Source organism: Streptomyces sp. CNZ301, from assembly GCF_004217425.1.
On the sequence record NZ_SHLG01000001.1, the window covers coordinates 546,792 to 572,006 of the forward strand.

At 72.2% G+C, this 25,215-nt stretch carries 20 protein-coding genes, 6 tRNA genes and 1 pseudogene; 9 read left to right on the forward strand and 18 right to left on the reverse strand.

Translation table 11 applies throughout. The annotated features are described in order from the left end of the window. Window positions 1-65: 65 nt before the first annotated feature. Window positions 66-2,042, reverse strand: coding sequence for a threonine--tRNA ligase (gene thrS, locus EV375_RS02390; RefSeq protein WP_130297975.1), 1,977 nt, complete (start codon window positions 2,040-2,042; stop codon window positions 66-68). 229 nt (window positions 2,043-2,271) lie between these two features. Here thrS and EV375_RS02395 point away from each other — a divergent pair, with 229 nt between their 5' ends. Next, window positions 2,272-3,012, forward strand: a complete 741-nt coding sequence (locus EV375_RS02395) for a 3'-5' exonuclease family protein (RefSeq protein ID WP_486588234.1) — start codon at window positions 2,272-2,274, stop codon at window positions 3,010-3,012. Between the two features lie 21 nt (window positions 3,013-3,033). Here the strand turns inward: EV375_RS02395 and EV375_RS02400 are convergent. The 4 genes and pseudogenes from EV375_RS02400 to EV375_RS02415 form a co-directional block, all read right to left on the reverse strand. After that, window positions 3,034-3,105, reverse strand: a tRNA-Val gene (locus EV375_RS02400). A 33-nt stretch (window positions 3,106-3,138) separates the two neighbouring features. Then, entirely contained in the window at window positions 3,139-3,615 is a 477-nt protein-coding gene (locus EV375_RS02405) for an SRPBCC family protein (RefSeq protein WP_130297976.1), read from the reverse strand. 312 nt (window positions 3,616-3,927) lie between these two features. Next, window positions 3,928-3,999, reverse strand: a tRNA-Val gene (locus EV375_RS02410). 102 nt (window positions 4,000-4,101) lie between these two features. Then, window positions 4,102-4,392: pseudogene (locus EV375_RS02415) on the reverse strand (TIGR02611 family protein); the annotation flags it as partial. A 190-nt stretch (window positions 4,393-4,582) separates the two neighbouring features. On the opposite strand from EV375_RS02415, the gene EV375_RS02420 reads away from it, so the two are divergent. Both EV375_RS02420 and EV375_RS02425 read left to right on the forward strand, forming a co-directional pair. After that, window positions 4,583-4,996: an SsgA family sporulation/cell division regulator gene (locus tag EV375_RS02420; protein ID WP_003959770.1), complete on the forward strand. Its 414-nt coding sequence runs from the start codon at window positions 4,583-4,585 to the stop codon at window positions 4,994-4,996. 192 nt (window positions 4,997-5,188) lie between these two features. Continuing rightward, window positions 5,189-5,758: a CGNR zinc finger domain-containing protein gene (locus EV375_RS02425; protein ID WP_130297977.1), complete on the forward strand. Its 570-nt coding sequence runs from the start codon at window positions 5,189-5,191 to the stop codon at window positions 5,756-5,758. Window positions 5,759-5,791: 33 nt separating this feature from the next. Here EV375_RS02425 and EV375_RS02430 read toward each other — a convergent pair whose 3' ends face one another. Together EV375_RS02430 and EV375_RS02435 are read right to left on the reverse strand one after the other, a co-directional pair. Continuing rightward, entirely contained in the window at window positions 5,792-6,010 is a 219-nt protein-coding gene (locus EV375_RS02430; RefSeq protein ID WP_130297978.1) for a hypothetical protein, read from the reverse strand. A gap of 149 nt (window positions 6,011-6,159) precedes the next feature. Continuing rightward, on the reverse strand, window positions 6,160-6,669 hold the full coding sequence (locus EV375_RS02435; RefSeq protein ID WP_130297979.1) for a hypothetical protein: 510 nt from the start codon (window positions 6,667-6,669) through the stop codon (window positions 6,160-6,162). Between the two features lie 105 nt (window positions 6,670-6,774). On the opposite strand from EV375_RS02435, the gene EV375_RS02440 reads away from it, so the two are divergent. Continuing rightward, window positions 6,775-7,281, forward strand: coding sequence for a DsbA family protein (locus tag EV375_RS02440; RefSeq protein ID WP_130297980.1), 507 nt, complete (start codon window positions 6,775-6,777; stop codon window positions 7,279-7,281). A 52-nt stretch (window positions 7,282-7,333) separates the two neighbouring features. Here the strand turns inward: EV375_RS02440 and EV375_RS02445 are convergent, their stop codons facing one another. The 3 genes from EV375_RS02445 to EV375_RS02455 all read right to left on the reverse strand — a co-directional run bounded on the left by EV375_RS02445 (window position 7,334) and on the right by EV375_RS02455 (window position 10,193). Continuing rightward, window positions 7,334-8,170 (reverse strand): GNAT family N-acetyltransferase, encoded by an 837-nt coding sequence (locus EV375_RS02445; protein ID WP_130297981.1) that lies wholly within the window; start codon window positions 8,168-8,170, stop codon window positions 7,334-7,336. 77 nt (window positions 8,171-8,247) lie between these two features. After that, entirely contained in the window at window positions 8,248-9,069 is an 822-nt protein-coding gene (locus EV375_RS02450; RefSeq protein ID WP_130297982.1) for an aminodeoxychorismate lyase, read from the reverse strand. After that, window positions 9,066-10,193, reverse strand: coding sequence for a chorismate-binding protein (locus EV375_RS02455; RefSeq protein ID WP_130297983.1), 1,128 nt, complete (start codon window positions 10,191-10,193; stop codon window positions 9,066-9,068). The genes EV375_RS02450 and EV375_RS02455 overlap by 4 nt, the downstream gene beginning before the upstream one ends. 212 nt (window positions 10,194-10,405) lie before the next feature. Here EV375_RS02455 and EV375_RS02460 point away from each other — a divergent pair. The 3 genes from EV375_RS02460 (at window position 10,406) to EV375_RS02470 (ending at window position 10,655) form a co-directional block, all read left to right on the forward strand. Further along, window positions 10,406-10,478: transfer RNA gene (locus tag EV375_RS02460), tRNA-Gly, on the forward strand. A 30-nt stretch (window positions 10,479-10,508) separates the two neighbouring features. Next, window positions 10,509-10,582 (forward strand) — tRNA-Cys (locus tag EV375_RS02465). A 1-nt stretch (window position 10,583) separates the two neighbouring features. After that, window positions 10,584-10,655 (forward strand) — tRNA-Val (locus tag EV375_RS02470). Window positions 10,656-10,814: 159 nt separating this feature from the next. On the opposite strand, the gene EV375_RS02475 is transcribed toward EV375_RS02470, so the two are convergent. Both EV375_RS02475 and EV375_RS02480 read right to left on the reverse strand, forming a co-directional pair. Then, complete coding sequence (locus EV375_RS02475) at window positions 10,815-11,780, reverse strand: helix-turn-helix domain-containing protein (protein WP_130297984.1); 966 nt, start codon at window positions 11,778-11,780, stop codon at window positions 10,815-10,817. A 173-nt stretch (window positions 11,781-11,953) separates the two neighbouring features. Further along, window positions 11,954-12,886 (reverse strand): class I SAM-dependent methyltransferase, encoded by a 933-nt coding sequence (locus tag EV375_RS02480; RefSeq protein WP_130297985.1) that lies wholly within the window; start codon window positions 12,884-12,886, stop codon window positions 11,954-11,956. Between the two features lie 292 nt (window positions 12,887-13,178). Between EV375_RS02480 and EV375_RS02485 the strand changes: the two genes are divergently transcribed. Beyond that, window positions 13,179-13,250 (forward strand) — tRNA-Val (locus EV375_RS02485). Between the two features lie 135 nt (window positions 13,251-13,385). Here EV375_RS02485 and EV375_RS02490 read toward each other — a convergent pair. The 3 genes from EV375_RS02490 to EV375_RS02500 form a co-directional block, all read right to left on the reverse strand. Continuing rightward, window positions 13,386-13,691: a TFIIB-type zinc ribbon-containing protein gene (locus EV375_RS02490; RefSeq protein WP_130297986.1), complete on the reverse strand. Its 306-nt coding sequence runs from the start codon at window positions 13,689-13,691 to the stop codon at window positions 13,386-13,388. 48 nt (window positions 13,692-13,739) lie between these two features. Continuing rightward, entirely contained in the window at window positions 13,740-14,777 is a 1,038-nt protein-coding gene (locus tag EV375_RS02495) for a phosphotransferase family protein (RefSeq protein ID WP_486588235.1), read from the reverse strand. Between the two features lie 298 nt (window positions 14,778-15,075). Further along, window positions 15,076-15,285: a hypothetical protein gene (locus EV375_RS02500; protein WP_130297987.1), complete on the reverse strand. Its 210-nt coding sequence runs from the start codon at window positions 15,283-15,285 to the stop codon at window positions 15,076-15,078. 777 nt (window positions 15,286-16,062) lie between these two features. On the opposite strand from EV375_RS02500, the gene EV375_RS29510 reads away from it, so the two are divergent. Then, a complete protein-coding gene (locus tag EV375_RS29510; protein ID WP_486588236.1) occupies window positions 16,063-17,772 on the forward strand; it encodes a serine/threonine protein kinase in 1,710 nt (569 codons plus the stop codon). 45 nt (window positions 17,773-17,817) lie between these two features. On the opposite strand, the gene EV375_RS02510 is transcribed toward EV375_RS29510, so the two are convergent. The 3 genes from EV375_RS02510 to cobT all read right to left on the reverse strand — a co-directional run bounded on the left by EV375_RS02510 (window position 17,818) and on the right by cobT (window position 25,059). Further along, complete coding sequence (locus EV375_RS02510) at window positions 17,818-18,624, reverse strand: TrmH family RNA methyltransferase (RefSeq protein WP_130297988.1); 807 nt, start codon at window positions 18,622-18,624, stop codon at window positions 17,818-17,820. A gap of 13 nt (window positions 18,625-18,637) precedes the next feature. Next, the gene (gene cobA / locus EV375_RS02515) at window positions 18,638-20,062 is read right to left on the reverse strand and encodes a uroporphyrinogen-III C-methyltransferase (RefSeq protein ID WP_130297989.1); all 1,425 of its coding nucleotides are present in this window, start codon (window positions 20,060-20,062) and stop codon (window positions 18,638-18,640) included. Window positions 20,063-20,478: 416 nt separating this feature from the next. After that, window positions 20,479-25,059: a nicotinate-nucleotide--dimethylbenzimidazole phosphoribosyltransferase gene (gene cobT, locus EV375_RS02525; RefSeq protein WP_130297990.1), complete on the reverse strand. Its 4,581-nt coding sequence runs from the start codon at window positions 25,057-25,059 to the stop codon at window positions 20,479-20,481. Window positions 25,060-25,215: the final 156 nt, after the last annotated feature.

Genomic DNA, 25,215 nt, shown 5'->3' on the forward strand with positions numbered 1-25,215 from the left:
GGTGCTGCCCGGAGCCCCACCCGGCTCGGCTGTGCTCCCCCGTGCCGGAGCGAGCCGCCGCTGCTCTACGAGCTGGGGCGGGCGGCCTCCAGCAACTCCGCCACGGCCTCGTTCTGCGGGACGCCGTTCTTCTGCGTGCCGTCGCGGTAGCGGAAGGAGACAGCGCCCGCGGAGACGTCCTCGTCCCCCGCGATGATCATGAAGGGGACCTTGGACTTCTGCGCGTTGCGGATCTTCTTCTGCATCCTGTCCGAGGACGAGTCGACCTCGATGCGCAGGCCCTTCTTCCCGGCCTCCGCGGCGAATTCCTCCAGGTACGGAACGTGTGTGTCCCCGATCGGGATGCACACGGCCTGCACCGGGGCCAGCCACGCCGGGAACGCGCCCGCGTAGTGCTCCAGCAGCACGGCGAAGAACCGCTCGATCGACCCGAAGAGCGCACGGTGGATCATCACCGGCTGCTGCCGCGAGCCGTCCGCCGCGGTGTACTCCAGCTCGAACCGCTTGGGCTGCTGGAAGTCGACCTGGATCGTGGACATCTGCCAGGTCCGCCCGATGGCGTCCTTGGCCTGCACCGAGATCTTCGGCCCGTAGTAGGCGGCGCCGCCCGGGTCCATCACCAGGTCCAGGCCCTGCTTGCCGGCGGCGAGGCGCAGTTCCTCGGTGGCCTCCTCCCACTCCTCGGGTTCACCGATGAATTTGGGGTTGCCCTCCTCGCGGGTGGACAGCTCCAGGTAGAAGTCACTGAGCCCGTAGTCGCGCAGCAGGTTCAGCACGAAGGTGAGCAGACTGTCCAGCTCGTCGGCCATCTGCTCCTTGGTGCAGTAGATGTGCGAGTCGTCCTGGGTGAAGCCGCGGGCGCGGGTGAGGCCGTGCACGACACCCGACTTCTCGTAGCGGTAGACCGTGCCGAACTCAAAGAGCCTCAGGGGCAGTTCGCGGTAGGAGCGGCCGCGCGCCTTGAAGATCAGGTTGTGCATGGGGCAGTTCATCGCCTTGAGCCGGTAGTTCTGCCCCTCGAACTCCAGGGGCGGGAACATCGACTCCGCGTAGTTCGGCAGGTGCCCCGAGGTCTCGAACAGCTGCTCCTTGGAGATGTGCGGGGTGTTGACGAACTCGTAGTCCGCCTCCTCGTGCCGCCGCCGCGAGTAGTCCTCCATCACCTTGCGCACGACGCCGCCCTTGGGGTGGAAGACGGCCAGCCCCGAGCCCAGCTCCTCCGGGATGGAGAACAGGTCGAGTTCGGCGCCGAGCTTGCGGTGGTCACGCTTCTCGGCCTCGGCCAGGAACTCCAGATACGCCTTCAGTTCGTCCTTGGTCGGCCACGCGGTGCCGTAGATGCGCTGCAGCTGCTTGTTCTTCTCGCTGCCCCGCCAGTACGCGGCCGCGCTGCGCATGAGCTTGAACGCGGGGATCGCCCTGGTGGTGGGAAGGTGCGGGCCGCGGCAGAGGTCCTTCCAGCACAGCTCGCCGGACTTCGCGTCCACGTTGTCGTAGATGGTCAGTTCACCGGCGCCGACTTCCGCCGAGGCACCTTCCGCCGCCTCGGCCGCCGAACCCTTCAGCCCGATGAGCTCCAGCTTGTAGGGCTCGTCCGCCAGTTCCTCGCGGGCGTCCTCGTCGGTGGTGACGCGGCGGGAGAAGCGCTGCCCCTGCTTCTGGATCTGCTGCATCTTCTTCTCGATGAGCTTCAGATCGTCGGGGGTGAACGGCTCCGGAACGTCGAAGTCGTAGTAGAAGCCGTCGCGGACGGGCGGTCCGATGCCCAGCTTGGCCTGCGGGAAGAGCTCCTGCACCGCCTGCGCCATGACGTGCGCGGTGGAGTGGCGGAGGATGTCGAGCCCGTCCTGGCTGGTCAACTGCACGGGCTCGACCTCGTCGCCGTCGGCGACCTCGTACGCCAGGTCCTTCAGCTGCCCCGCCACGCGGGCGGCCACGACGGAGCGCTCCCCCTCGAAGAGAGCGCCGGCCGTAGTGCCCGTGTTCACCACGCGCTCTTCCCGCTCGGAATCGCGTTGGATGATCACACGGACATCGGTCACCGGTCTCTCCTGACTCTCATTCCACGGAGCGCCGACGTGTGCCGGGCGCCGCTCGAATCGTACCGAGAGCGGTCCCCTTCCCGCGAAACGGTTACCTGCCCCTCGCCCTCCCGCGGCCGCTCCCCCGGGGCGACTCCCGCCACGGCAACCGCGATCGGTGCGACCGCGATTGGCGTGTCCCGGAATGCGGTATCAGCAGTTCGGTGCCCTTACGGACAGGAGTGCTGCCATGACCCAGTGGTACGAGGGGCCCCTCGCGGCACTCTCCCTGCGGGCCCGCCGCCCCGAGTCCGGACCGGATCCGGACACCACAGCGGGCGCCGATCCCGAACTGGACCGGCTGTGCGCCGCCGCGGTGGTCGTCCAGCAGGCGCCGCACGCACCGGCCGAACTGCATCTGCCACCCGGCACTCCGGCCCTCGCGGCAGGACCGGCGGCCGACTGCGTGGCGCGGTTCCTGGCGACCCATGCCACCGGCAGGCCGCTCGTCGTGATGAACGCCCCGTACGATCTGACGCTGCTCGACCGGGAGTTGAGGCGCCACAGGAACACGCCGCTCGTGAACCGCCTCGGCGGCCGCGGCATGTGCGTACTCGACCCCGTGCTTCTCGACCGGCGTCTCAACCGCACGCCGGGAGCCTCGAACCCGCACCGCGGGCTTGCCCTGCTCTGCGACCACTACGGCGTTCCCTCGCCCGCCGAGACCGTTCAGGACGAGGCCGTCGCGGCGTTGGCGCTGGCGAGGGCCCTCGGCCGCCGCTTCGCGTCACGGCTCGCCGGGCTCACACCCGCCACGCTGCACACCCTCCAGGCGGTCTGGTTCGCCGCCGAAGCAGCGGGCCCCGCGGCCTGGTTCACCAGCGGAACACGGCGGGCGACGGACCACATCTGGCCGCTGCGGCCGATGACGACTGCCCGGTTCCGCTCCCCCGCCGCCAACGCACGCGAAGAGGCCGGCCCGTCGATGTGACGGACCGGCCTCCTGAACATGTGGGCGATACTGGGTTCGAACCAGTGACCTCTTCGGTGTGAACGAAGCGCTCTCCCGCTGAGCTAATCGCCCGCTCGCGGCACGTGCAGAACCATACAGTGCGCTTCAGTCATCATCCAAACGCCCCTGGAGCCACCGCTCCAGGCCACGCCGCCCCGCCCGCATCATCATCGCGTGGTTGGCGCGGAAAAGGGGGCGTGCGGGCACCGCGAACTGCCTCAGCAGCCGCTTGCGCACCTCCACTTGCTGTTCGTACACAGCGACCGCCCCGCCGGAGTGCGAGGCTTCGCCCCCGGTCACCGTCCAGCGCGCCCAGCCCGCCACGTCGCCGGTGATCTCCATCTCCAGGACGCCGGAGGCAGGCTCGTGCCGCCTCGCCCGGCCGGTGATCAACAGATCGAAGGGGAGGACGGAACGGATGCGCGCCGTGCCCGACGTCTCGTCCAGCGCCTGCACCTCCCGCACTTGGGGCCACCACAGCGGGTACTCACCGCCACGCTCCAGCGCCGCGTAGACCGCCTCGGGGGCCGCGCTCAGCCGCCAGACGCTGTGGAAGGCGAAGCGGTGTCGCCTGGCCGTCATATGCACGCTCCTCACTCTCTCCCCCGCGGACCGCCGTTGGCGCCCGAGGCCCGTGAACTCTCCCGGGATCCTGTCACCACGGTCACCGCCGTACACCGAAGCCCGTTCCCCGAATTCCTCTGTTCCAGCGGGACTTCAAAGACCCGAACCGCGGAATGCGTCCGTCCGTAATTACCGATGAAGTGAATTCCCGTTGCGTCTCCGCTTCGACGAGAATCACGGTGCGGGACCGGAGAGAAGGCCGGAAGACGCCGCGTGCCCCGACGTACGGAAACGGGGCCCGGCCATTCAGCCGGACCCCGCACGAAGCGGTGGGCGATACTGGGTTCGAACCAGTGGCCTCTTCGGTGTGAACGAAGCGCTCTCCCGCTGAGCTAATCGCCCGCTGCGCGCATCAGATTACCGCATGTGAAGCCGTCCTCCCGACCCCGCGGGCACCCTCGGCCCCTACCGCACGTACTGCTTCTCCGTGGCCTCCTTGCGTCGTCGGCGCGCCTGCCGCCGGGCCTTCAGCCAGTGCGTCCACTCCAGGACCTGCCGCTTCGTCCAGCGCAGCACACGCTGTGCCCAGGGGAATTCCGTCGCCCACAGCCCTATGCCCGCGAAGATGATCAGCCAGCCGGGGCCGGGCAGCGGGAGCAGCACCACGCCGCCGGCCACGACCGCCAGACCGAGTAGGAAGATCAATACCTGCCAGGTCCGGTGCAGGGGCTTCGATGACTTGATGAACCGCGGGGCCCGAGACCCCAGCGGTCGCTGGTCACTCTCTGCGTACATATCCCCAACGTAACCGAACTCGGCACCGTCACCGGAATAGCCCTACGCCAAAAAAACGTCACAGGCCATATCAAGGGCTGCATTACTCGCAAAACGGTCAGAGGGGTTTACAACCGACGAGTACGTGGCATGTCGATTTCGCCGACGTGCGAACCCCCGAGCGCACACTGAGCGAAAGGCCCTGGCGCTTATGAACACCACGGTCAGCTGCGAGCTGCACCTGCGCCTCGTTGTTTCGAGCGAGTCATCACTGCCGGTACCCGCGGGGCTGCGGTACGACACGGCCGATCCCTATGCCGTCCACGCCACCTTCCACACCGGCGCCGAGGAGACCGTTGAATGGGTCTTCGCGCGCGACCTCCTCGCCGAGGGGCTGCACAGGCCCACCGGCACCGGTGACGTTCGTGTATGGCCCTCCCGTAGCCACGGTCAGGGCGTCGTCTGCATCGCCCTGAGCTCCCCTGAGGGCGAGGCTCTTCTCGAGGCCCCGGCGCGGGCCCTGGAGTCCTTCCTCAAGCGAACCGACGCTGCCGTGCCGCCCGGCACCGAGCACCGACACTTCGACCTCGACACAGAGCTCTCGCACATCCTCGCCGAGAGCTGAGACCACCGGTCCCGCGCAGCCGTCCGACTCGGGGCGACGGCTGCGCCTCCCTCAGCCCGACAGGGCACCCACGGCGACGCCGTCGCCCTCGGAACCGGCTTCACCGGGCTCCGTCGGTGGCGGCGTCGCCGTGCGTGTCAGGCGTTAGTCTCTGCGCACCGGACCCCGCTGGGCTGACCCGAGGAGCGACCCGTGCAGATCAACCACGACACCCGGTGCGCACTCGATGACGTCGTGGACCTGCTCAACACCGCGGCCGACGGCGCCCGACCCGACCTGCTGGTCTCGGTGACCGACCTCAGGGCGTACGTGGAGCGCAACAGCCTCAGCGACGTCGGCACGCTCACCGAGGAGGACCTGGACGCGGTGCGGTCGGTGCGGGAGCGTCTGACCGAGGTCTTCGGCGCGGACGACGTCCGCACCGCCGCCGAGCTGGTCAACGCCCTGGTGGCCGAGGCGGGGACCACTCCGCAGCTGACCGACCACGACGGCTACGACTGGCACGTGCACTACTTCGCGCCGGGCGCCTCGGTGGCCCACCACCTGGCCGCCGACGGCGGTATGGCGCTGGCCTTCATCATCGTCTCCGGGGAGCTGGACCGGCTGCGCAGATGTGCCGCGCCCGACTGCCGGCGGGCCTTCGTGGACCTCTCGCGGAACCGCTCACGGCGCTACTGCGACAGCCGTACATGCGGAAACCGGCTCCACGTCGCGGCCTACCGTGCACGGCAGCGGGAGTCCGCGGAGACCGCGCGGGGCTGAGCGCCGACGGGGCGTCCCGCCCGTCCGCGGCGCTCATTCCAGGAAGAGATCATGGGCGCCGGTGATGGCGAGGAGCACCGCGATGAATGCGAGGAAGAACATCAGCGGGGGCTGGGAGAGGGCGTAGAGACAGCCCTTCTGCTCCGTCAGCGGCACCTCGGGCAGGGCCGGAACGTGGAGGGGCTGGGCGGTCGCGGCAGGCGCGGAGGGCGGCTCGGCGAGCTCGGCCGGGGGATTCGGCGTCATGTCCATCTCGCGGTGATGATGACGCAGCCCGCACTTCGACGATGGTCAACACGCCCACGGGACGGTGGAGTTCATGGGGATACCGGTGCCGTGGTGGAGAACCTGGTAAAGAGCGCCCGAGGGTGCGGCTGCGACGGGTGTGCGCTGGGGGTGCGTCAGATGCCGTGCTTCTTGAGGATCGCCTCGATGTCGGAGAAGTCGTCGGCGTCGCCGCCGCCGGAGGCTTTCCCCTGCTTGCCGGCGGCCGGTTTTCGCTCCGGGACGGCGGAGCTCGCCCCGGCCGCGGCGCCGAGGGCGGGAGCGCTCGCCGTGCCGGAGGCGACGGCACGGCCCGGGGACGTCGCTGAGCCGCGGGGTGCTTCGCGGTCCTTGCGGCGCGAGTGCCGGCCCGCGACGCGGCCGATGACGTACAGCACGAACGCCACGGCCAGCACGGCGAACCCGGCCCAGACGGTGGGCTTGAGTACGAGATCCGCGGCCCAGGTACCGACCGCTGTGCCGATCTTGCCGCCGAGGCCGATCAGGCCGGACATGGCCAGCCCGACGGGGACGAGCGAGAACGCCGCAATGCGGAGGGCGGCGGCGAAGCGCCGCCGGAAGGCCGTCAGGAAGGCAACGGCCAGGCCGGCTGCGGAGAGAGCGGCGCACACGGTCGTGGTCAGCATGTGCTCCATTTTGCAACGCCCGCACGTCACAGGCCATGGCCGTCCCTCCGATTCAGGGGAGATCTCCGGGTCATGGGCGTTCCGTGCGGCTGAGAGACTGTCCGCATGGACGTCTCCTCCCGCCCCGTGCTCGACTACTGGTGCGAACTTCAGTGCCCCGACTGCCACCGCGCTCAGGGCGACCTGGACGTGCTGCGCGAACGGTACGGGGAGCGGCTGGAGATCCGGCTGCGGCACTTCCCCCTGGAGAAGCACAAGCACGCCTACGCCGCCGCGCAGGCGGCCGAGGAGGCATTCGCCCAGGGCAAGGGCGATGCCTATGCGGCGGCCGTCCTTGCGCGCAGTGGCGAACTCGCCCGGCGCGGCGAGGAGTTGCTGCTGGAGGTGGCGCGCGAGCTCGGGCTGGACGACGCGGAGTTCGAGGGCGCGCTGATCGACGGACGGCACCTTCTGATCGTCGACGCGGACCAGGCGGAGGGCAGGGCGATCGGGGTGAAGGGCACACCGACGTACGTCATCGGCGGGCAGCGGCTGGACGGCGGCAGGAGCCAGGAAGGGCTGAGGGCCCGCATCGAGGAGATCGCGGACGGTCTGCTCTGCGACCGCGCCTGAGAGTCGGGCCCCCGCCCCGCGGCGGGGTGACGGGCCCTCCCGCCCCCGGGGGTCAGAGCAGCTGCTTGCGGAAGTGGTGTTCGGCCACGCGGTAGCCCAGTGACGAATACAGGTTCACCGCCGGGGTGTTGGCGGTGAGCACGTGCAGTCCGAGTGTGCGTGCCCCGGCAGCGAGAGCCTCGCGCTCCGCTACGAGCATCAGGGTGCGGCCGTGCCCGTGGCCGCGCAGGGCCTCGTCGACCTCCACCTCGTAGACGTAGGCGTCGCAGTCGGGGCGCGGGCTGCGTTCGAGTTCGACCCAGAGCCGTCCGGCGTCGGCGCCGTCGTGGACGAGGACTCGCAGTGCCGCGCCCGCCGTCGACGCCCCGCGGGGCAGCAGCTCCTCGAACGCCGCCGCGGCCCTTCGCCCGGCCTCGTCGGCGGAGAGGCCTCGTTCCGTCATCGTCTCCAGCAGCCGGGGCAGCCCGCGCTCGCGCCATGCGGGGAACTCCGCGTCGCTCATGGGACGGGCGGTGCTGCCGGGGGGAAGCGGCCGCTCCTCCCCCAGCTCCTTGAGCATGCTGCGGCTGCGCTCGCGGTAGCCGAGGCCCGCGGCGAGCTCCCGTGCCGCATCCGCCTTCGCCGGGACGGTGATCTCGACTCCCCGGCAGCCCCAGTCGCGCAGCACCTCCTCGGCGGCGAGCGCCGCCACGGCGCCCCGCCCGCGCCGCCGTTCGCGCTCCTCGACGACGAGCTGCGTCACACGGCCCGTCACCGGGCCGTGCTGCGGGTCGACGGTCAGCCGGAGGATTCCTACGGGGCGGCTGTTGACACAGATGTCGTACGAGCGGGAGCGGACGCCGTCGGCGTCGTACTGGTCGGGTCCGGTCGGGCGCAGCGTCGTGGTCACGCTCGTGTTCTACCCGGCCCGGCAGCTCCCCGTCACGCGCGCTGCGGACCGCGGTGGCAGGGAAGCGTGCCCGGCGGTCACGGGTCGACGTCGGCCGCGGAGCGCTCGGAGAAGATCTTCATCGCCTCGCGGGTGACCGGGCCCGGGGCGTCCGGCAGTTCGCGGTCGTCCACGCGGTGCACGGCCTGGACGTCGCGCAGGGAGGAGGTGAGGAAGAGCTCCTCGGCTTGCTCCAGCGCGTCGAGCGGCAGATCGGTCTCCCGCGCGCCCGACCACTCGGCGACCAGGGCCCGCGTGATCCCCGCGAGACAGCCGGACTCCAGCGGCGGCGTGTGGAGTTCACCGTCGAGGACGACGAAGATGTTCGTGCCGGTGCCCTCGCACAGACGGCCCCGCGTGTTGGCGAAGAGGGCCTCTCCGGCGCCGTGCCGGTGCGCGCGGGCGAGAGCGAGGACGTTCTCTCCGTACGACGTCGTCTTCAGTCCGGCGAGCGCGCCCCGCTCGTTGCGGGTCCACGGGACGGTGATCACGGCGGTGCTGTCGGGACGCCGGTGCGACTCGCTGTGGACGACGACGAGAGTCGGCCGGACGTCGCCCCGGTCGGAGCCCAGCGGTGAGGGGCCACCGGTGTAGGTGACGCGGAGCCTGCCCAGCGGCACGGGTTCTGCCTCGGTGACAGCGAGGCAGGCGCGGCGCACCTCGTCGGCGTCGGGCTCGGGCAGACCCAGGCCGCGGGCGGACCTGGCGAGGCGCTCGATGTGCCGGGTGAGGGCGAACGGCGCCCCGTCGGTCGTCTTGACCGTCTCGAAGACCCCGTCTCCTACCGTCAGTCCGTGGTCGAGAACGGAGACGTGCGCGTCGTCGATGTCCCGGAGTCCGCCGTCGAGCCAGATCCTCACAGGGCTCCCCTTCCGTTCGTCGCCGTGGAGCCGGGCACCTCGGGGTGCCGCACGTCCGACGCTACCTTGAGCAGTCCGGATGCCTTGAGCTCCGTCTCCGCCCACTCCGTCTCCGGGTCGGATCCCCAGGTGATCCCCGCGCCCGTTCCGAAGCGCAGCACGGCGCTGCCGCCGGTCCGGGACCCCGGTGCGCCGCCTGCCCGTTCGATCCAGAAGGTCCGTATGCCCACCGCGAGCTCGCCTGTCCCGCGGTCCGCGTCGACCCAGCCGATACCTCCGCAGTACGGGCCGCGCGGAGTGGGTTCGAGTTCGGCGATGATCTTCAGGGCGCTGAGCTTCGGGGCGCCCGTGACGGAGCCCGGCGGAAAGGTGTGCCGCAGCAGATCCGGCCAGCCGGCGCCCGCAGCCAGTTCGCCGCGAACGGTGGAGACGAGGTGGACCAGCCCCGGGTGCTGCTCGACTTCGCACAGGCCCGGCACCGTGACCGAGCCGGGAGCGCAGACGCGGCCCAGGTCGTTGCGCACGAGGTCCACGATCATCACGTTCTCGGCGTGGTCCTTCTCCAGCATTTCCTCCGCCGTGCGGGCCGTGCCCTTGATGGGGCCCGAGGTGACGGTGCTGCCCCCGCGGCGCAGATAAAGCTCCGGGGACGCCGTGGCCACCTCCACCCCGTGCGCGGGTAGTCGGACGGCGCCCGCGTACGGGGCGGGATTGCCGCTCGCCAGCAGGGCCGAGAGCCCTGCGATGTCGGAGGTCTCCGGCGAGGGATCGGGCAGAGGTGCGCTCAGCACGCGGCAGAGGTTCGCCTGGTAGACCTCGCCCGCGGCTATGTGCTCGCGTATGCGCCGCACCCCGGCGGTGTAGGCGGCACGGTCCGCGGAGCTGGCCCAGGCACCGGGGGCCGGGCCGCGCCATCGCGCGGCCGCGGTGGCGGCCCCCCGCGGCGCACCGGGGGCAGGTGTCTCCCGTACGTCGCCGAAGCGTGCACACAGCAGCCGCCCTTCGAAGTCGGCCACCACCGCCCACCACCCCGCGGATTCCAGGGCAGAGGGGTCGCTCGTGACGTCACGCAGGTCGGTGGCGAGGAGAGAGCCGAAGCGGGCGAAGGGCGACGGAGCGTACACGTGGCCGAGTCTATGGTGCGGGTGACGGAGCGCCGCCGGGTCCGGAGGGGTGCCCCGGGTACCCCTGCGAGGGGTCACGGAGGGGGTGTGGCGCTGCTCGGCGGGGCCGGACGGACGGTCACGCAGGGCAAACAGAATTTGAGCTGCCAGCGATATCCGCTAGAGTTCAACCCGTCGCCGGGACGCGCAAGCCGACCGGGACAGCAACACCTGCGGACGTGGCTCAGTTGGTAGAGCATCACCTTGCCAAGGTGAGGGTCGCGAGTTCGAATCTCGTCGTCCGCTCTGAGTGGGGGTTCGTGCAGCTCCCGCCTCGGTGGAGTGGCCGAGAGGCGAGGCAACGGCCTGCAAAGCCGTCTACACGGGTTCAAATCCCGTCTCCACCTCCAAGGACGATTAGCTCAGCGGGAGAGCGCTTCCCTGACACGGAAGAGGTCACTGGTTCAATCCCAGTATCGTCCACACAGGCCAGGGGCCGTTTCCCGTTGAGGGAAGCGGCCCCTGGTGCGTTGTGAGTGAGCAACCGCCCGGCCGCGGGGCGGAGTTGCTGCTCAGCTCAAGGAACGGGAGCGTGGGGTCTTCGCTGGCATCGGACTTCCTTCGGGTTCCTCCCGCGCCGGTTCACGTGAGCAGAACGCCCTCCGGCGGACGCCCGTAGGTCTCACGGTAGGCACGGGCGAAGCGGTACGGGCTCAGAAAGCCCCAACGGGCGGCGACGGCCGGGACGTTGGGGCCACTCGCCCCGTCGGCCATCCGCAGCTCGAGATGGGCACGCTCCAGCCGTACGCGGCGCAGATACTCCATCACCCCGAATCCGTAGCGCAGTTCGAAGGCGCGCTGCAACGCGGGCGGAGAGACCGACGCCACGGAAGCGATGTCCGCGAGAGTGAGGGGCAGAACGGCGTTCGCCTCGATGTGTTCGACGGCCCGGCGCAGTGCCGCCGGAGCCACCTGCCCGGGCTCGGGCATGTAGTCCTGCGTCATGGTCGTGTTCGGGAACGTCCTGAGCGCCGCGGCACCGATCAGGTCCAGTGCCCGGGAGTACGCGAGCGGCTCCGACAGCGGGCTCCGGGGACTCTCCATCTGATCGGCCACGAACCCGACCGTGGAGCGCCAGAGCCGGTCCGCAGCGGCGGAGACCGGTGTCGTACCGACGAAGCGCGCACGCGCCTGGCCGCGCTCCTCGGCCGCCCGCTCGGCCACATCGACCGGGACGGACAGTATCTCCGTACGCAGGGGCGTCCAGTCGAGCTCGAGCGGGAGACCGACCGGGAACATCGCGGTGTCCCCGGACCGGATTCTGGTCTCCAGGTCCCCGCAACCGACCGCAAGGCTGCCCGAGGTGGGAAAGAGGAACGTCAGGCGCTGGAAGGGTTCACTCACGGCCTTGGTGGCCATCGCATGGCAGGTGTGATCCAGCGTGATGTCTCCCGCGGTCGTCCGGCGCACGGCAAAGGTGTACTCGCCCTCGCCCTCCGTGGTCCTGGGCCGGTAGTCGACGTACATGCGACTGGCCAGGTCCTCCACGGTGTCCGGTGCGGATGCGTGGACCTCCGACCGCTCCATCGGTATTGACCGCCCGGGCATCTCACCACCCCCATCACGGTTCACCAGGCCACAAAGCAGACATTCCTTCTAATTCGACGCCACTCCTCGGCGTGCGCGACCGGATACCTCCAGGCCGCCGTTCACCTTCCGCGCACTCTCCGTACGACACCACGCACGTGACGCAACGATCGCCGACAGAACGCGGCCCGCCGCTACGCCACCGCCACGGCGCCGGCGCCGGCGCCGGCGCCGGCGCCGGCGAGCTGGAAGTGCCAGACGACCACGATCGGGGACTCGTCCATCGCTGCCGCGGTCGCGTCCGGGCACCGGTGCAGCAGGTCCCACGACATCGCCGCCGGGATCGCGTCGGGGGCGGTGAGCGGATCGAGGGAATTCCTGGGGCGGCAAGGTTCCTCGCAGCGGCGGACCTGGAAGCCGAGCGGCAGAGCCGCCGCCAGGTAGGCGCTGAGCGGGCGGTGGTGTTCCCTGAGGATCGCGGGGCGGCCGTCGGGGCCCGCGTGCACCGGACGGGGAGCGAGACAGGACATCAGCAGGTGGGCGTCCGAGACGACGAGATGGCCGCCCGGGCGGAGGACTCGCGCGAACTCACCCAGAACCGGGGCCAGTCGGGAGACATGGGAAAGGGCGAGTGCACACACGACGGTGTCCACCGTGTTGTCGGAAAGCGGGAGTTGGTGCAGGTCGGCCGCTGCGAAGGGCACCTGCGGCAAGCGCTCGCGGGCCCGGGCCAGCATGTCGGGTGAACGGTCGACGCCGACCACGCGGTGGCCCAGGCCGTCGAGGTGCGCGGTGTGCCGGCCTGTGCCGCAGGCCGCGTCCAGCGCGGTGCCCACGTGCAGACCGTCGAGGATGCCCTGCACGACGGGCTGCTCGACGTCGATCATCTGGTTGCCGGGAGCGTCGTAGTGCGGCGCCCACGAGCGGTAGACCTCACCCGTACTGATCGCGCCGGGCGTCGCGGTCACCTCCTCGGCCCGCGCGAGGAGGGGGTCCTCCAGGAGGCCGCGGATCTCACCGATGCGGGCATCGACGAACGCCTTGTCGGCGCTGCCCTCTCTGAAGCCGCGCAGCAGGGCTGCGCCTTCGATGCCCAGCAGATAGCCGAGCGGACTGATGAAGGTCACGCCCGGACGGTAGGGGCACGGGAGGCGGGGTGCCAGTTGTTTTCAACGGGACTGCCGGGTGCGGCTCTTGAGGCGGTCGGTTTCTCCGGATGCACCCGCGGGGCCGGCGACGGCGCCCGGCCCGAGCCGGGCGGCGTCCCCGCGAAGCCCGGGTGACACCCTCGTCCCCTCCTACTCGTGCGGGCCGAAGCCGAATTCACCCTGCTCCGGCTCCGCGCAGGGGAGAAGACCCGGGGACCCGCGGATTTGTCTTGCAGGTCAGGGCGTGACAATATCTCTGACGCAACAGCCCGCGCGGTTAGCTCAGCGGGAGAGCGCTTCCCTGACACGGAAGAGGTCACTGGTTCAATCCCAGTACCGCGCACAGTGTGAGTGCCCCGGCCGGTGAACGGCCGGGGCACTTCTGCGTCTCACCCGATGTCTCCGTGCACGGATCGACCCCGCGGAGCACGGATCAACCCCGTCGCGAGGCGGGGCTCATGACTCCGCGGGGCAAGGCTCATGACGAGAAGAGCATGTGGCCGAAGCCGCGCTTGTGCCCGCGGTGGCCGTGATGTCCGTGGTGGCCGTGGTGCGCGGCGCCCCAGGCAGGAGCGGCCGGGTAGGCCTGCGGGGCTTGACCCGGCTGACCGTACGGGGCGGCCGGAGGCGGGCCCGACGGCTGCGACCACTGGGATTCGAGCCGCGTGAGCGCCTCGAGTTCGCCGTAGTCGAGGAAGATCCCCCGGCAGCCGCCGCACTGTTCGATCTGGACTCCGTTGCGGTTGAACGTCTGCATCGGCGCACCGCACTTGGGACACTGCATGATCAACTTCCTTTCCACGTCGGCGTATTCACCGCTCGGCTGCTGCGGTTAAAGACTAGAACCCGGTTCGCGGGGTTGCCCGGCGGCGGCCGCGGCGATTCGGCCGCAGGCATCGGCGCACGCCGTCTCGGCCTCGTCCAGCGGGCGCCGGGCGGCGTGTGCCTTGGTCACGGCGAGTGCCGCCGTCTGAACGGTCAGGGCCCGCGCCGGCGCGTCGAGGAGGGGCCAGGGGTCGACTCCTTCCGTGCCGGACTCGGCCTGGTAGGCGTGCAGGAAAGCGGTCCAGAACGTGGGGTGCAGCACCCCCGTGGCGTACCAGGCGGCAGGTCTGGCGAGGTCCCACGCCGGATCGCCGAGGCCGAGATCGTCGATGTCGATGAGCTGCCAGGAGCCGTCCCGCGGGTGTCTGATCAACTGGCCCAGGTGGAAGTCGCCGTGGCAGAGCGTGCCGGCGCGTGACGGCTCCCGGAGCTTCTCGTTCCTGCACCAGGCGGGCAGCGTCTCCCAGGCGGCCTCGGCCGCCGCGGCCGCGTCGGTGAGGGGTGGGGCGGCGGGGCCGTCGCCGAGTGCGGTCCGCATCCTTTCGACCGCGCGTGCCGCTTTCGCCGGGCCTCTCATCACCGGGACCGGGCCCGGGAGTTGTGCGGCCAGCGCGTCTGCCGGTACGGCGTGCAGGCGAGCGAGGAGCGTGCCCGCCGCCTTCCAGGGTGCGGCGTCGGGCGCGTCCGGGTCGACGGGCTCGCCGCGGGGCCAGAGGGTCGCCGGACGGTCCCCGTCCAGGAGGAGCGGAGGTACTGCCGTGCCGGGTTCCACCGGGCTTCCTCCGGGGCCGAGCGGGGCCGGCATGATCCCCGTGAGGCGGGGGTGGGCGGCGATGCTCAGGCGCACGGTCAGTCCTCGCACTCCGGCTTCCGAGGTGGCCGGGTGTGCCTTGGCGACGACGGCGCCGCATCCGACGACCGTGCCGTCGGGACGGTCGGCGAGCAGGTCTGTCGCCGGAGCCGGGACGCCGGTCGGGTGCAGGGGCGAGGCCGCGCCCCGTGCGAGTTCGCACAGCAGCGAGGTGAGCGAGAGCGTGGTGGGCACTGTCCTCCCAGGGCCGAGGCGGTCCGGAGAGCCGGGGCCGGAACGTCGAGAACGGAACGTCGACGAGGGGACGTCGAGGAACGGAACCGCTCCCGTCGCTCGTACGAATGGCCGGGGCCTCCCTTCGTGGGATCGTACGCGCGCCCACGCCCGCGCACCCCGGGACCGCACATACCTGAGGTCCGGGCAGCTCCCCAGCTGCCCGGACCTCAATGCCGTCCGTCGCACCCCCGTCCCCACGGGGCTGATGGCCGGGTCATCCCCGACTCGGGCCGCTCTCCCGAGGCAGGGGCACGGATCAGTGCCCCAGCATCCCGGCCACGGACGACGCCTGTGCGACCACCGCCTGCACCGCACCGAAGGCGATGGCGAGAACGATGGCCAGGGGCAGCACCATCGCGGCCGCCACCAGCGGATGGCGCCGGCCGCTTCCACGGGTGCCGATGCCGGCGATCGCCGTCAGCCGTTCCCGGGCTCTGCCGGCCGCGCGCTCTGCTGTGTGCGCCATGGTCCGCTCCTGTCGTCTTCCTGGGGCGGCGGGCGACTGACCTCGGGGGACGAGTGCTTCGCCCGCCGCTTGCAGAAAGATTAGGTGCGCGGGCACCCGGGAGGCGTCATGCCCATGTATCGACTGCGGGGCCTCCCCCAGGATGACGGCGGGGCCCGCCGGATACTCCCCAGGGTGGAGGCGGAAACCGCCTGTCCTGGGGTCTTCCCGGAGGGGTGCGGGCGCGCCGGGGCGCAACGGCGCCCGCGGGACGCGCCCGGACAGGTCCCACCACAGACCCTCTGCCGGGGGTCAGGTGCGGCAGGACGCCTGCGTGGGGCGGACACCTGCGTGGGGTGGCGATCCGGTCGTGTGAACAGGTGACATCGCTCACCAGCCGTCGCGCGGCCGCCACCGCCGTCAGGCCGTCAAGTCCCGTCGCCGTGCGTTCAGTAGGAGCGCCGCGGCACGGCGGCCGGACATTCCGACGTCTGCTCGCCGGGTGATTCACTCACCGTCAAGTCGCGTGCCTCAAAGGGACGTTGGGTACGGCCGTGGTACTCGCGAAGGCTCCGTCCGCACGGTGCGGGCCAGTTGAGCCGGTGAGGGCGGCGGGGCTCCCGGCCCCTGCAAGACGCGAGGCGCCGCGTGCGCGGCCTGTCGTCGCGGCGTGGCAGCAGTCCGTAAGCTGTGCCCCGTCAGACGGACGCGCTGGGAAACGGCCAGGGGGCCTGCCCGTGACCGTTCGGGGTAGCCCCGTCGGGACGGAAGACCTCACCACCGCAGGCAGGGGAACACATGGCGATGATGCGGCTCCGACGCGAGGATCCGCGAGTCGTCGGCTCGTTCAGGCTTCACAGGCGGCTGGGGGCCGGCGGGATGGGCGTCGTCTACCTCGGCTCCGACCGCCGGGGGCAGCGGGTCGCTCTGAAGGTGATCCGCCCGGACCTCGCCGAGGACAAGGAGTTCCGCTCGCGCTTCGCCCGCGAAGTGTCGGCCGCCAGGCGGATCCGCGGAGGCTGCACCGCACGGCTGGTGGCTGCCGACCTGGAGGCGGACAGGCCCTGGTTCGCCACGCAGTACGTGCCCGGCCCGTCGCTGCACGACAAGGTCACCGAGGCCGGCCCCCTTCCCGCCAGCCAAGTCGCCTCCATCGGAGCCTCGTTGGCGGAGGGACTGGTCGCCGTGCACGAGGCGGGCGTCGTGCACCGGGACCTCAAGCCGTCGAACATCCTGCTCTCGCCCAAGGGCCCCCGCATCATCGACTTCGGCATCGCATGGGCCACGGGCGCCAGCACTCTCACGCATGTGGGCACGGCTGTCGGCTCGCCCGGCTTCCTCGCGCCCGAGCAGGTCCGGGGGGCGCTGGTGACGCCCGCGACCGACGTGTTCGCGCTGGGGGCCACGCTGGCGTACGCGGCGACCGCCGACTCCCCCTTCGGGCAGGGCAGTTCCGAGGTGATGCTCTACCGCGTGGTGCACGAGGAGCCGCAGCTGGAGAGCGTGCACGCCTCGCTCGCTCCGCTCATCCACGCGTGTCTGGTGAAGTCTCCGGAGGAGCGTCCCAGCCCCCTCCAGCTCTCGCTCCGGCTGAAGGAGATCGCGACACGTGAGGCGCGCGGCCTGCCGGAGCAGACGGGGGGTGCGACGGGTTCGGGCACGGCGGGCAGGGGCGGTGCCTCGCACGGCTCATACGGGCCACACGGGTCACACGCGTCGTACGGCTCCGACAGGTCCGGCGGCAGGAGCACCGCCGGGGGCGGGCAGGGTTCCGGCGGCGGGCAGGGCGGCGGGACGCGTCCACCGGCCACCAGGGCCACCGGCATGAACACGAACGCCAACAGGCCGGGGCCGTCCGCCGGTTCGGCCGGGCCCGGTTCACGTGGCGGGACGGTGCCCCGGTCCCGGCCGCCCGGCGACCGTCCCCGCCTGCGGCGCTCCGACAAGCGCGGGGGGCAGCGCGCCGACGGTCCCCGCAAGGAGCGGCACCGCGAGCACCACCGTGATCACGGCACCTCTGACGGCCCGTCGCCCGGTGCCGGGGGTCATGTGGGGTCGCCCCACGCCTCCACGCCCCGCAACGGCGAACGTTCCGCGGCGGCCGGCACCGGGAGGCGTCCCGCTCCACGGACCTCGACGCGGGCGGGCAACTCCGGCGCGGGGCCGGCCGGTCAGGCGCGGCGGCAGGGCGCTGAAGGACGCGAGCACGGTCCGGGGCAGGCGCGGCGCGTGGCCGACCGGAGGCTGCTGCGGCAGCGGCTGGTGGTGTTCGTGACGGTGACGCTGCTCGTGGCGCTCGGCATCGCGGCGGCACAGGGCTGCCAGGGCCCCACACGCGGCCTCGGCAAGGAGCACGGGCCCGCCCCCCGTCCGGCACCGGCGGCCCCCGCGGTCGGGGGTCACGGCTCGGGCGGCCACGGCTCGGGCGGGGCGCAGGCCGCCCTCGATCTGCCGCACTCCAGCCGGCAGCCGGCGCGGGCCGCGGAGGCCGGGCCGCACCGCTTCTGATCCGCCGCGCGGCCGGCCGTCAGGCCTCGTTCCGTACGGTCGGGCTCACGTCCTCGTCACGGCGTAGAACGCGACGGCCGCGGCGGCACCGACGTTGAGCGAGTCCACTCCGTGAGCCATCGGGATTCGCACACGTGCGTCGGCGGCGCGCATCGCCCGCTCGGAGAGCCCTTCGCCCTCGGCGCCGAGAAGCAGCGCCACGCGGGACAGCCGGTGGGCCCCGGCGTCGTCGAGCGGGACGGCCTCGGCGCCGGGGGTGAGCGCCAGCAGCCGGAACCCGGCCTCGCGGACGGACGCGAGGCCGCGGGGCCAGGCGTCGAGCCGCGCGTACGGGACGGAGAAGACCGCGCCCATCGACACCTTCACGGAGCGCCGGTAGAGCGGGTCCGCGCAGGACGGCGAGAGCAGCACGCCGTCCATGCCGAGCGCCGCGGCGCTGCGGAATATCGCGCCGATGTTGGTGTGGTCGTTGACCGCCTCCATGATCACCACACGCCGCGCCGCACCCAGCAGGGTCGCCGGCGCGGGCAGCGGCGTGCGCCCCATGGAGGCCAGCGCGCCGCGGTGAACGTGATATCCGGTGACCCGCTCCGCCAGTCCGGGGCTCACGACGTACGCCGGTGCCCGCACTTCGTCGATGACGTCGCGCATGACGGGGACCCACTTCTCGGAGAGAAGCATCGAGCGCATCGGGTAACCGGCGTGCGCGGCACGGCGGATGACCTTCTCGCCCTCCGCGATGAACAGGCCCTCGGCGGGCTCGCGCCTGCGGCGGAGCTCGACGTCGGTGAGGGCGGTGAAGTCGCTCAGCCGGGGGTCGGCCGGATCGTCGACGGGAATGATGTCAGCCACGGTTGACCCCGGTTCAGCTTCCGGTCCCCGGATTCGTCCCGGCCCCCGGGTCGGCTCCGGTCCCCGGACCTGTGCCCGGCTCTGAATCCGTTCCGGCTCCGCTTCCCCTTCGGCCTTCGCTGCCGGCGGCACCGTCCGGCATCGCGCCCGGTGCGTGGCCGGGCTCTGCCGCGCGTGACACCGCGGCGCCGACGGATACCACGTCCCCGACGACGACGACCGCCGGCGGCCGGACCTCCGCTGCCGCGGCACGTTCCGCGACGGTCGCCAGGGTCGCGTCCACGCGGCGCTCCGTGGCCGTCGTACCCTCCTGCACGACGGCGACCGGCGTCTCCGCGTCCCTGCCGTGCCGCATCAGGGCCTCGGCGATGGGGCCGAGGCGCTCCACGGCCATCAGCAGAACGAGCGTCCCGCGCAGCCTCGCCAGTGCGGGCCAGTCGACGAGGGAACGCGGGTCGTCGGGGGCAACATGACCGCTGACCACCGTGAACTCGTGCGCGACACCGCGATGCGTGACGGGGATGCCGACGGCGGCCGGGACACTCACCGCGCTGCTGATTCCCGGCACGACGGTCACGGGAACGCCTGCCTCCGCCAGTTGTTGCGCCTCCTCCATGCCGCGGCCGAAGACGAAAGGGTCACCGCCCTTGAGGCGCACGACGGATCTGCCTGCCTTGGCATGCTCGATGAGGACGTCGTTGATGGCCTCCTGCGCCATGGCGCGGCCGTACGGGATCTTCGCGGCGTCGATCACCTCGACGTGCGGGGGGAGTTCGGCCAGCAGGTCGCGCGGCCCGAGCCTGTCGGCGACGACCACGTCCGCCTCTGCGAGCAGCCGGCGTCCGCGCACCGTGATCAGCTCCGGGTCGCCGGGACCGCCGCCGACGAGCGCCACTCCACCGGTCCGGTCACGGTGCCGGGGCGCGCCGAGGGTGCCGGTGTGCAGTCCTTCGACGACGGCGTCCCGTACGGCCGCCGAGCGGCGCGGGTCGCGTCCGGTGAGGACGGCGACGGTCACGCCCTCGCTCTGTCCCGTGGCCGGGGTCCACGCGGTGGCGGCCGAGGCGTCGTCGCTGCGCACGCACCACACCCGTCGCGATTCCGCTTCCGCCGATGCGGCGGAGTTGGTCGCCGGGTCGTCGGTGGCGATCAGTACGTACCAGGACCCGTCCAGATCGCCGTCTGCGTACGGGCGGCGCTGCCAGGTCAGTTCACCCGCGTCGGCCATCGCTTCGACCGACGGAGTCGCGGACGGGGAGATCAGCACCACGTCCGCACCCGCGGCCAGCAGTGCGGGCAGCCGCCGCTGAGCGACGCTTCCGCCGCCGATGACCACGACCCGGCGGCCCGCCAGGCGGAGACCGACCGGATAGGCGGGGTGGTCGGTCCGGGCCTCGGGCTGGTGACGTGTCCCGGTGACGGACTCGGACTCGGGCATGCGGGTGCGGCTCCTTGCTTGCGGAACGGGCCGCTACGGCGCTGGAGCGGCAGATGACGTGCGTGGGGACGACGCGTACGGACTCGTGTACAGCCTATGGCTCGCGACGTGCGGCCGCTGTTCCCCGGATCACTGCGGGACGTTCACGACCGGACGGCCCGGAGCCGGAGGGCCCGGAGCCGGAGGGCCCGGAGCCGGAGGGCCCGGAGCCGGGCGGCTCGGAACCGCGCGCGGTCGCGGGGCGGGCCCCGTCCCGCTCTGCCGCACAGTCGCGTGATGCCTTCCCCGCGGCCTTCCACGTGTTCCGGGCGCCATGCACGCGCGGCCCGGTCCGCGCGTGCATGGCGCCGGGTGCACGGCGCAGGCCGCGGGGGCTACGCCGGGACCGGACCGGACCGGGCCCGGGCCGGTCCCGTTCAGCCCTTGCCCGTGACGCCGGCGGAGTCGAACGTCGCAACGTCGTGCATGGCGCGTGCGGCGCTCTGCACCATGGGCAGCGACAGCAGCGCACCCGTGCCCTCGCCGAGTCGCAGATCCAGGTCCACCAGTGGACGCAGTCCGAGCTTGTTCAGCGCCGCGACGTGGCCCGGTTCGGAGCTGCGGTGCCCCGCGATGCACGCGGCGAGCGCCTCGGGTGCCACGCAGCGCGCGACAAGCGCGGCGGCGCCCGCGCTGACCCCGTCGAGGATCACCGGCGTACGCAGGGAGGCACCGCCCAGGATCAGGCCGACCAGCGCCGCGTGTTCGAGGCCGCCGACGGCGGCCAGCATCCCCAGCGGATCCTCCGGATCCGGCTGGTGCAACTCGAGTGCCCGGCGCACGACTTCGACCTTGCGGGCGTGCGTCTCGTCGTTGATGCCCGTGCCGCGGCCGGTCACCTCGGAGGCGTCGGCGCCGGTGCAGGCGGAGATGAGCACCGCTGAAGCGGTCGTGTTCGCGATGCCCATCTCACCGGTGAGCAGCGCCCTGTTGCCGGCGGCGACCAGGTCGCGCGCGGTCTCGATGCCGACCTCGACGGCCCTCAGCGCCTCCTCGCGGGTCATCGCCGGGCCCTGCGTCATGTCGTCCGTGCCCGCACGGACCTTACGGGGCAACAGCCCAGGTGTGGACGGGAGTTCACTTGCCACGCCCACGTCGACGACGCACACCTCGGCCCCGACCTGGTTGGCGAAGGCGTTGCAGACGGCACCGCCACCGAGGAAGTTGGCGACCATCTGGCCCGTCACCTCCTGCGGCCACGGGGTGACGCCCTGGGCGTGTACACCGTGGTCGCCCGCGAAGACGGCGACGGCGGCGGGCTCCGGCAGCGGCGGAGGGCACTTGCGGGACAGCCCGCACAGCTGCGCGGAGATGATCTCCAGCATGCCCAGCGCACCGGCCGGTTTGGTCATCCGCTTCTGCCGCTCCCACGCCTCGCCGAGCGCCTTGGCGTCGAGGGGGCGGATGGCTGCGACGGTGTCGGAGAGCAGGTCCTGGGGCTCTGCGCCGGGCAGGACCCGGCGCCCGTACGACTCCTCGTGCACGACCCACGACAGCGGACGGCGCTTGGACCAGCCCGCCTGCGCCAGCTCCGGCTCCGGAGGGAACTCGTCGACGTAGCCGACGCACAGGTAGGCCACGACCTCCAGGTGCTCGGGCAGTTCCAGGGCGCGGACCATCTCGCGCTCGTCGAAGAAGCTGACCCAGCCGACGCCCAGCCCCTCGGCGCGGGCCGCCAGCCACAGGTTCTCCACGGCGAGCGCAGAGGAGTACGGGGCCATCTGCGGCTGGGTGTGCCGGCCGAGCGTGTGGCGGCCGCCACGTGTCGGGTCGGCGGTGACGACGATGTTCACGGGAGTGTCGAGGATCGCCTCGATCTTCAGTTCCTTGAACTGTTTCGCGCGGCCCTTCGGCAGGGACTGGGCGTATGCCATGCGCTGGCGCTCGGCCAGCTCATGCATGGCACGCCGCGTCTCCTCGGAGCGGATGACGACGAAGTCCCAGGGCTGGGAGTGTCCGACGCTGGGCGCGGTGTGCGCCGCCTCCAGCACGCGAAGCAGCACCTCGTGCGGGATGGGGTCGGGCCGGAAGCCGTTGCGGATGTCGCGGCGCTCGCGCATCAGGCGGTGCACGGCTTCACGCTCGTCGTCGGCGAAACCGGGGGCGGGCGGACCGGCCGGTACGGAAGCGTCGGCCGGTGCCTCGGCTTCCTGGACCTCCTGACCCGGCTCCGGCTGCGTCCCGGACTCGGCGGCGGCCCGGGGCTCGGCGGCGGTCCCGCTCACAGAATCCGCGCCGGAGTCCGCCTTCGGCTCCGTCCCGGACTCCGTCTCCTGCCCGGCCGGCGTCCCGGAGACCACTTCCTGTCCAGCGTCCTCTCCCGACCCGGACGCGGTCCCCCGGACGTCGTCCGGCACGGGCGACGGCTGCGGTGCGTCCACGGCTCCTCCTGGGGTCTCGCCGCCGTCAGGCGCGGCTGCGGCCGCCTGCGGGGCGTCTTCGCTTGTGCCCGCGGCGGGTTGAGGCACTGTAGCGGAGTCCGCGCTGTCGTCCGCCCGGTCCGCGGTGGCCGGGTCCGCTTCCGGGGCCGGACCCGGCGCCTGGGCGGGAACGGGAACCGGGACGGGGGCCTGGGCGTCCGGCACCTCGGCGGTCTGCGGCCCGGCCTCCGCTGCCGGGGACGCGCTGTGCTGCCCGCGGCCCGGGACGGTGGAGGCATCGGCCCCGGGCTGCGCCGCCTCAGGACCGGTTGCGGCGCCCGCTTCACCGGAGGCGTCCTCGCCGGAGGCGTTGTCGTGGGAGGCGTCCTCGTCGGCGGCGTTGTCGTGGGCGGTGCTCTCGTCGGAGGCGTTCTCACCGGAGGCGTCCTCGTCGGAGGCGTCCTCGTCGGCGGCGTTCTCACCGGAGGCGTTCTGGCCGGTACCGGTCTCGCCCGTACTGGAGTCGCCGGGGGCGCTCTCGCCCGTCGCGGTTTCGTGGGGGCCGTTTTCGCCGGCGGTCATTCCACCGGTGCCACCGGCGACGGCGGCTTCCGGGCCCCCGTCCTCCTGCTTGTCCTGCTGGTTCGGCTGCTCCTGCGCGACGGGTGGCTGGGCGTGCCGGGTCTGCTGGGCGGGGATGTCCGCGACCGTGCCTGCGACCGGCCCGCCGTGGGCGGGGCCGTCCTGCTCGGGCTCCTGTGAAGCCTCCCGGGCGGGCGCGGCCTCGGCAGGCAGCTCCCCCGCCTGCTGCGCGGGGATCTGCGCTCCCTCCGCAGCGGAGTCGGTGCTCTGCGTGTCCGGCGTGCCCGCCGGGAGGGACGTGGCAGCGTCGTCGCCCTCGACAACCGTGGCCGTGGCCTGCTGCGGCTCGAACGCCTCCACAGCGGTCGAACCCGGCGACGAGACCCAGGTGTTGCCGGTGCCGGTGGTCTCGTCACCGCTCTCGCTCTTGGCGCGGCGGCCTCGCCGCTTCCTGCCGCCCTTGGAGCGCGACGCCGGCGCCTGCTCCTGTTCCTGCGGCACCGGGGCCGCGGAGCCCTGACCCGGGCCGGAGGCCGCAGGCGCTTCCGGCTCCCCCCCGGTGCCGTCGGGAACGCCGGCAGGTGCAGCCGGTACGTCGGACGGCGCTTCGGCAACGGCGAACTGCGCCTCGGGAAAGGCCGGTTGCCCCTCAGGGACGGCCGGTTGCCCCTCGGGGACGGACTCCGTCCGAGGAATCGCGGACGGTGCGGACGCGGCGGAGGGACCGGCCTGCTCAGGGGCCGCAGCCGGCTGGGGGACTACCTCCGGGGCGGCAGCCTGCTGGTGGTCCGCATGCGCCGTGTCCGTGTTCGCCTGAGCGGGTGCCTCGCCCGCACCGGGCTGCTGCGCGGGCTGCGCCGCCCACGTCTCGTTCTCCGGCGGCAGCGCTCCGAGTTGAGGACCGGGCAGCGAATCGGCGTCGGCCTGCGCGAAGTCCAGGTACTCGGGTCCCCCGGACGTCGCACCGGCGCCCTGCGACGCGTGTGCCGGGGTGTCGTACTGAGCCGCGAACTCGCCCTGCTGCGGGGCGGGTTCGGTCTGCGGCTCGGGCTGTGCGAGGACCGCCGCCTGTTGGGGCGTCGCCTCCGGCTGGTGCGCCTCCGGCTGAGGTTGCGGCTGCGGTCCCGGCTGGGGCTGGAGCCCGGGCTGGGGACCCGGCTGCGGCCCCGGCTGGGGTTGCGCCTGCGCCGAGGCATCCGGGGCGGCGGTGCCCGCGGCACCGGGGCCCTTCTGCGCCGTCCCGCGCCCCGGGCCGCTCAGCCCGCGGTCCGAGAGCGGACGTACCGCCCCGGACTGTGCCGGTACGGGCGGGCCGAGGTGGAGCGGCCGGCGCGGCGGAGTCTGCACACGCCGGGTGCCCTTGGCGGGGGTCTCCTGGCGTTCGGGGTTCGCGGCACGTACGGCGCCGATGTCGATGGCGCCCGAGTCGCGTCCGTCGGTCTCGTGCGGTTCCGGCACGTGGGCGGGCTGCTCCTGCTGAAGCCCGAACTGCTCCTGGGGCGCCGGCTGTTGCTCATTGGCCTGCGGCTGACCGCCGTACGGGTCCACCGCCGCGTAGCCGTTGTGCTGCGGGTACGGATCCTGCGGCGCGTACGGATCCTGCTGGGCATACGGATCCTGCGGCGCGTACGGATCCTGCTGGGCATACGGACCCTGCTGAGCGTACGGATCTTGCTGGGCGTACCCGTCCTGCTGGGCGTACGGATCTTGCTGCGCGTAGGGAGCCTGCTGCGCGTAAGGGTCCTGCCCGCCGTACACGTCCTGCTGGAGGCCGATCTGCGGATGGGCCTGTGCGGCAGCGGCAGCATGGGGGTCGTTCCAGGCACCGTGCGACCCCGGCAGCAGCAACTCAGAGTCCATGGCGGCGACTCCGGGAACCTGGGCGTCGCCGAAGGCCTCGCCCAGGCCCGCGTAGGGGTGGGAACCGTTCACCGGAAATCCCGGCTGCTGGCCGTCCGGCTGCCCGCCTGAATTCTCCGGCTGCCCCTCACCCGGGATCTGGCCGGTGTCAGTCATGCGTACCCCTCGCCCCATCGGTAGTGCTTGTTCCAGCCCTGCGACCAGCCGCGGGCCCCGTGGATGAAGAACGAGCATGCACTCGGTGCGGCACGTTCCCCAGCCACGCGCCATCCGGACATTGACGGATGAACCGTCAACACCGCATGGCGGCAC

What these genes read in the sequence shown, in the direction of transcription:
- EV375_RS02435 (WP_130297979.1), bottom strand. Translation starts at nt 6,669, where the DNA reads ATGCTGACCACGACCGTGTGCGCCGCTCTCTCCGCAGCCGGCCTGGCC.
- cobA (WP_130297989.1), bottom strand. Translation starts at nt 20,062, where the DNA reads ATGCCCGAGTCCGAGTCCGTCACCGGGACACGTCACCAGCCCGAGGCC.
- EV375_RS02490 (WP_130297986.1), bottom strand. Translation starts at nt 13,691, where the DNA reads ATGCAGTGTCCCAAGTGCGGTGCGCCGATGCAGACGTTCAACCGCAAC.
- EV375_RS02405 (WP_130297976.1), bottom strand. Translation starts at nt 3,615, where the DNA reads ATGACGGCCAGGCGACACCGCTTCGCCTTCCACAGCGTCTGGCGGCTG.
- EV375_RS02395 (WP_486588234.1), top strand. Translation starts at nt 2,272, where the DNA reads ATGACCCAGTGGTACGAGGGGCCCCTCGCGGCACTCTCCCTGCGGGCC.
- EV375_RS29510 (WP_486588236.1), top strand. Translation starts at nt 16,063, where the DNA reads ATGGCGATGATGCGGCTCCGACGCGAGGATCCGCGAGTCGTCGGCTCG.
- EV375_RS02440 (WP_130297980.1), top strand. Translation starts at nt 6,775, where the DNA reads ATGGACGTCTCCTCCCGCCCCGTGCTCGACTACTGGTGCGAACTTCAG.
- EV375_RS02500 (WP_130297987.1), bottom strand. Translation starts at nt 15,285, where the DNA reads ATGGCGCACACAGCAGAGCGCGCGGCCGGCAGAGCCCGGGAACGGCTG.
- EV375_RS02420 (WP_003959770.1), top strand. Translation starts at nt 4,583, where the DNA reads ATGAACACCACGGTCAGCTGCGAGCTGCACCTGCGCCTCGTTGTTTCG.
- EV375_RS02430 (WP_130297978.1), bottom strand. Translation starts at nt 6,010, where the DNA reads ATGGACATGACGCCGAATCCCCCGGCCGAGCTCGCCGAGCCGCCCTCC.
- cobT (WP_130297990.1), bottom strand. Translation starts at nt 25,059, where the DNA reads ATGACTGACACCGGCCAGATCCCGGGTGAGGGGCAGCCGGAGAATTCA.
- EV375_RS02475 (WP_130297984.1), bottom strand. Translation starts at nt 11,780, where the DNA reads ATGCCCGGGCGGTCAATACCGATGGAGCGGTCGGAGGTCCACGCATCC.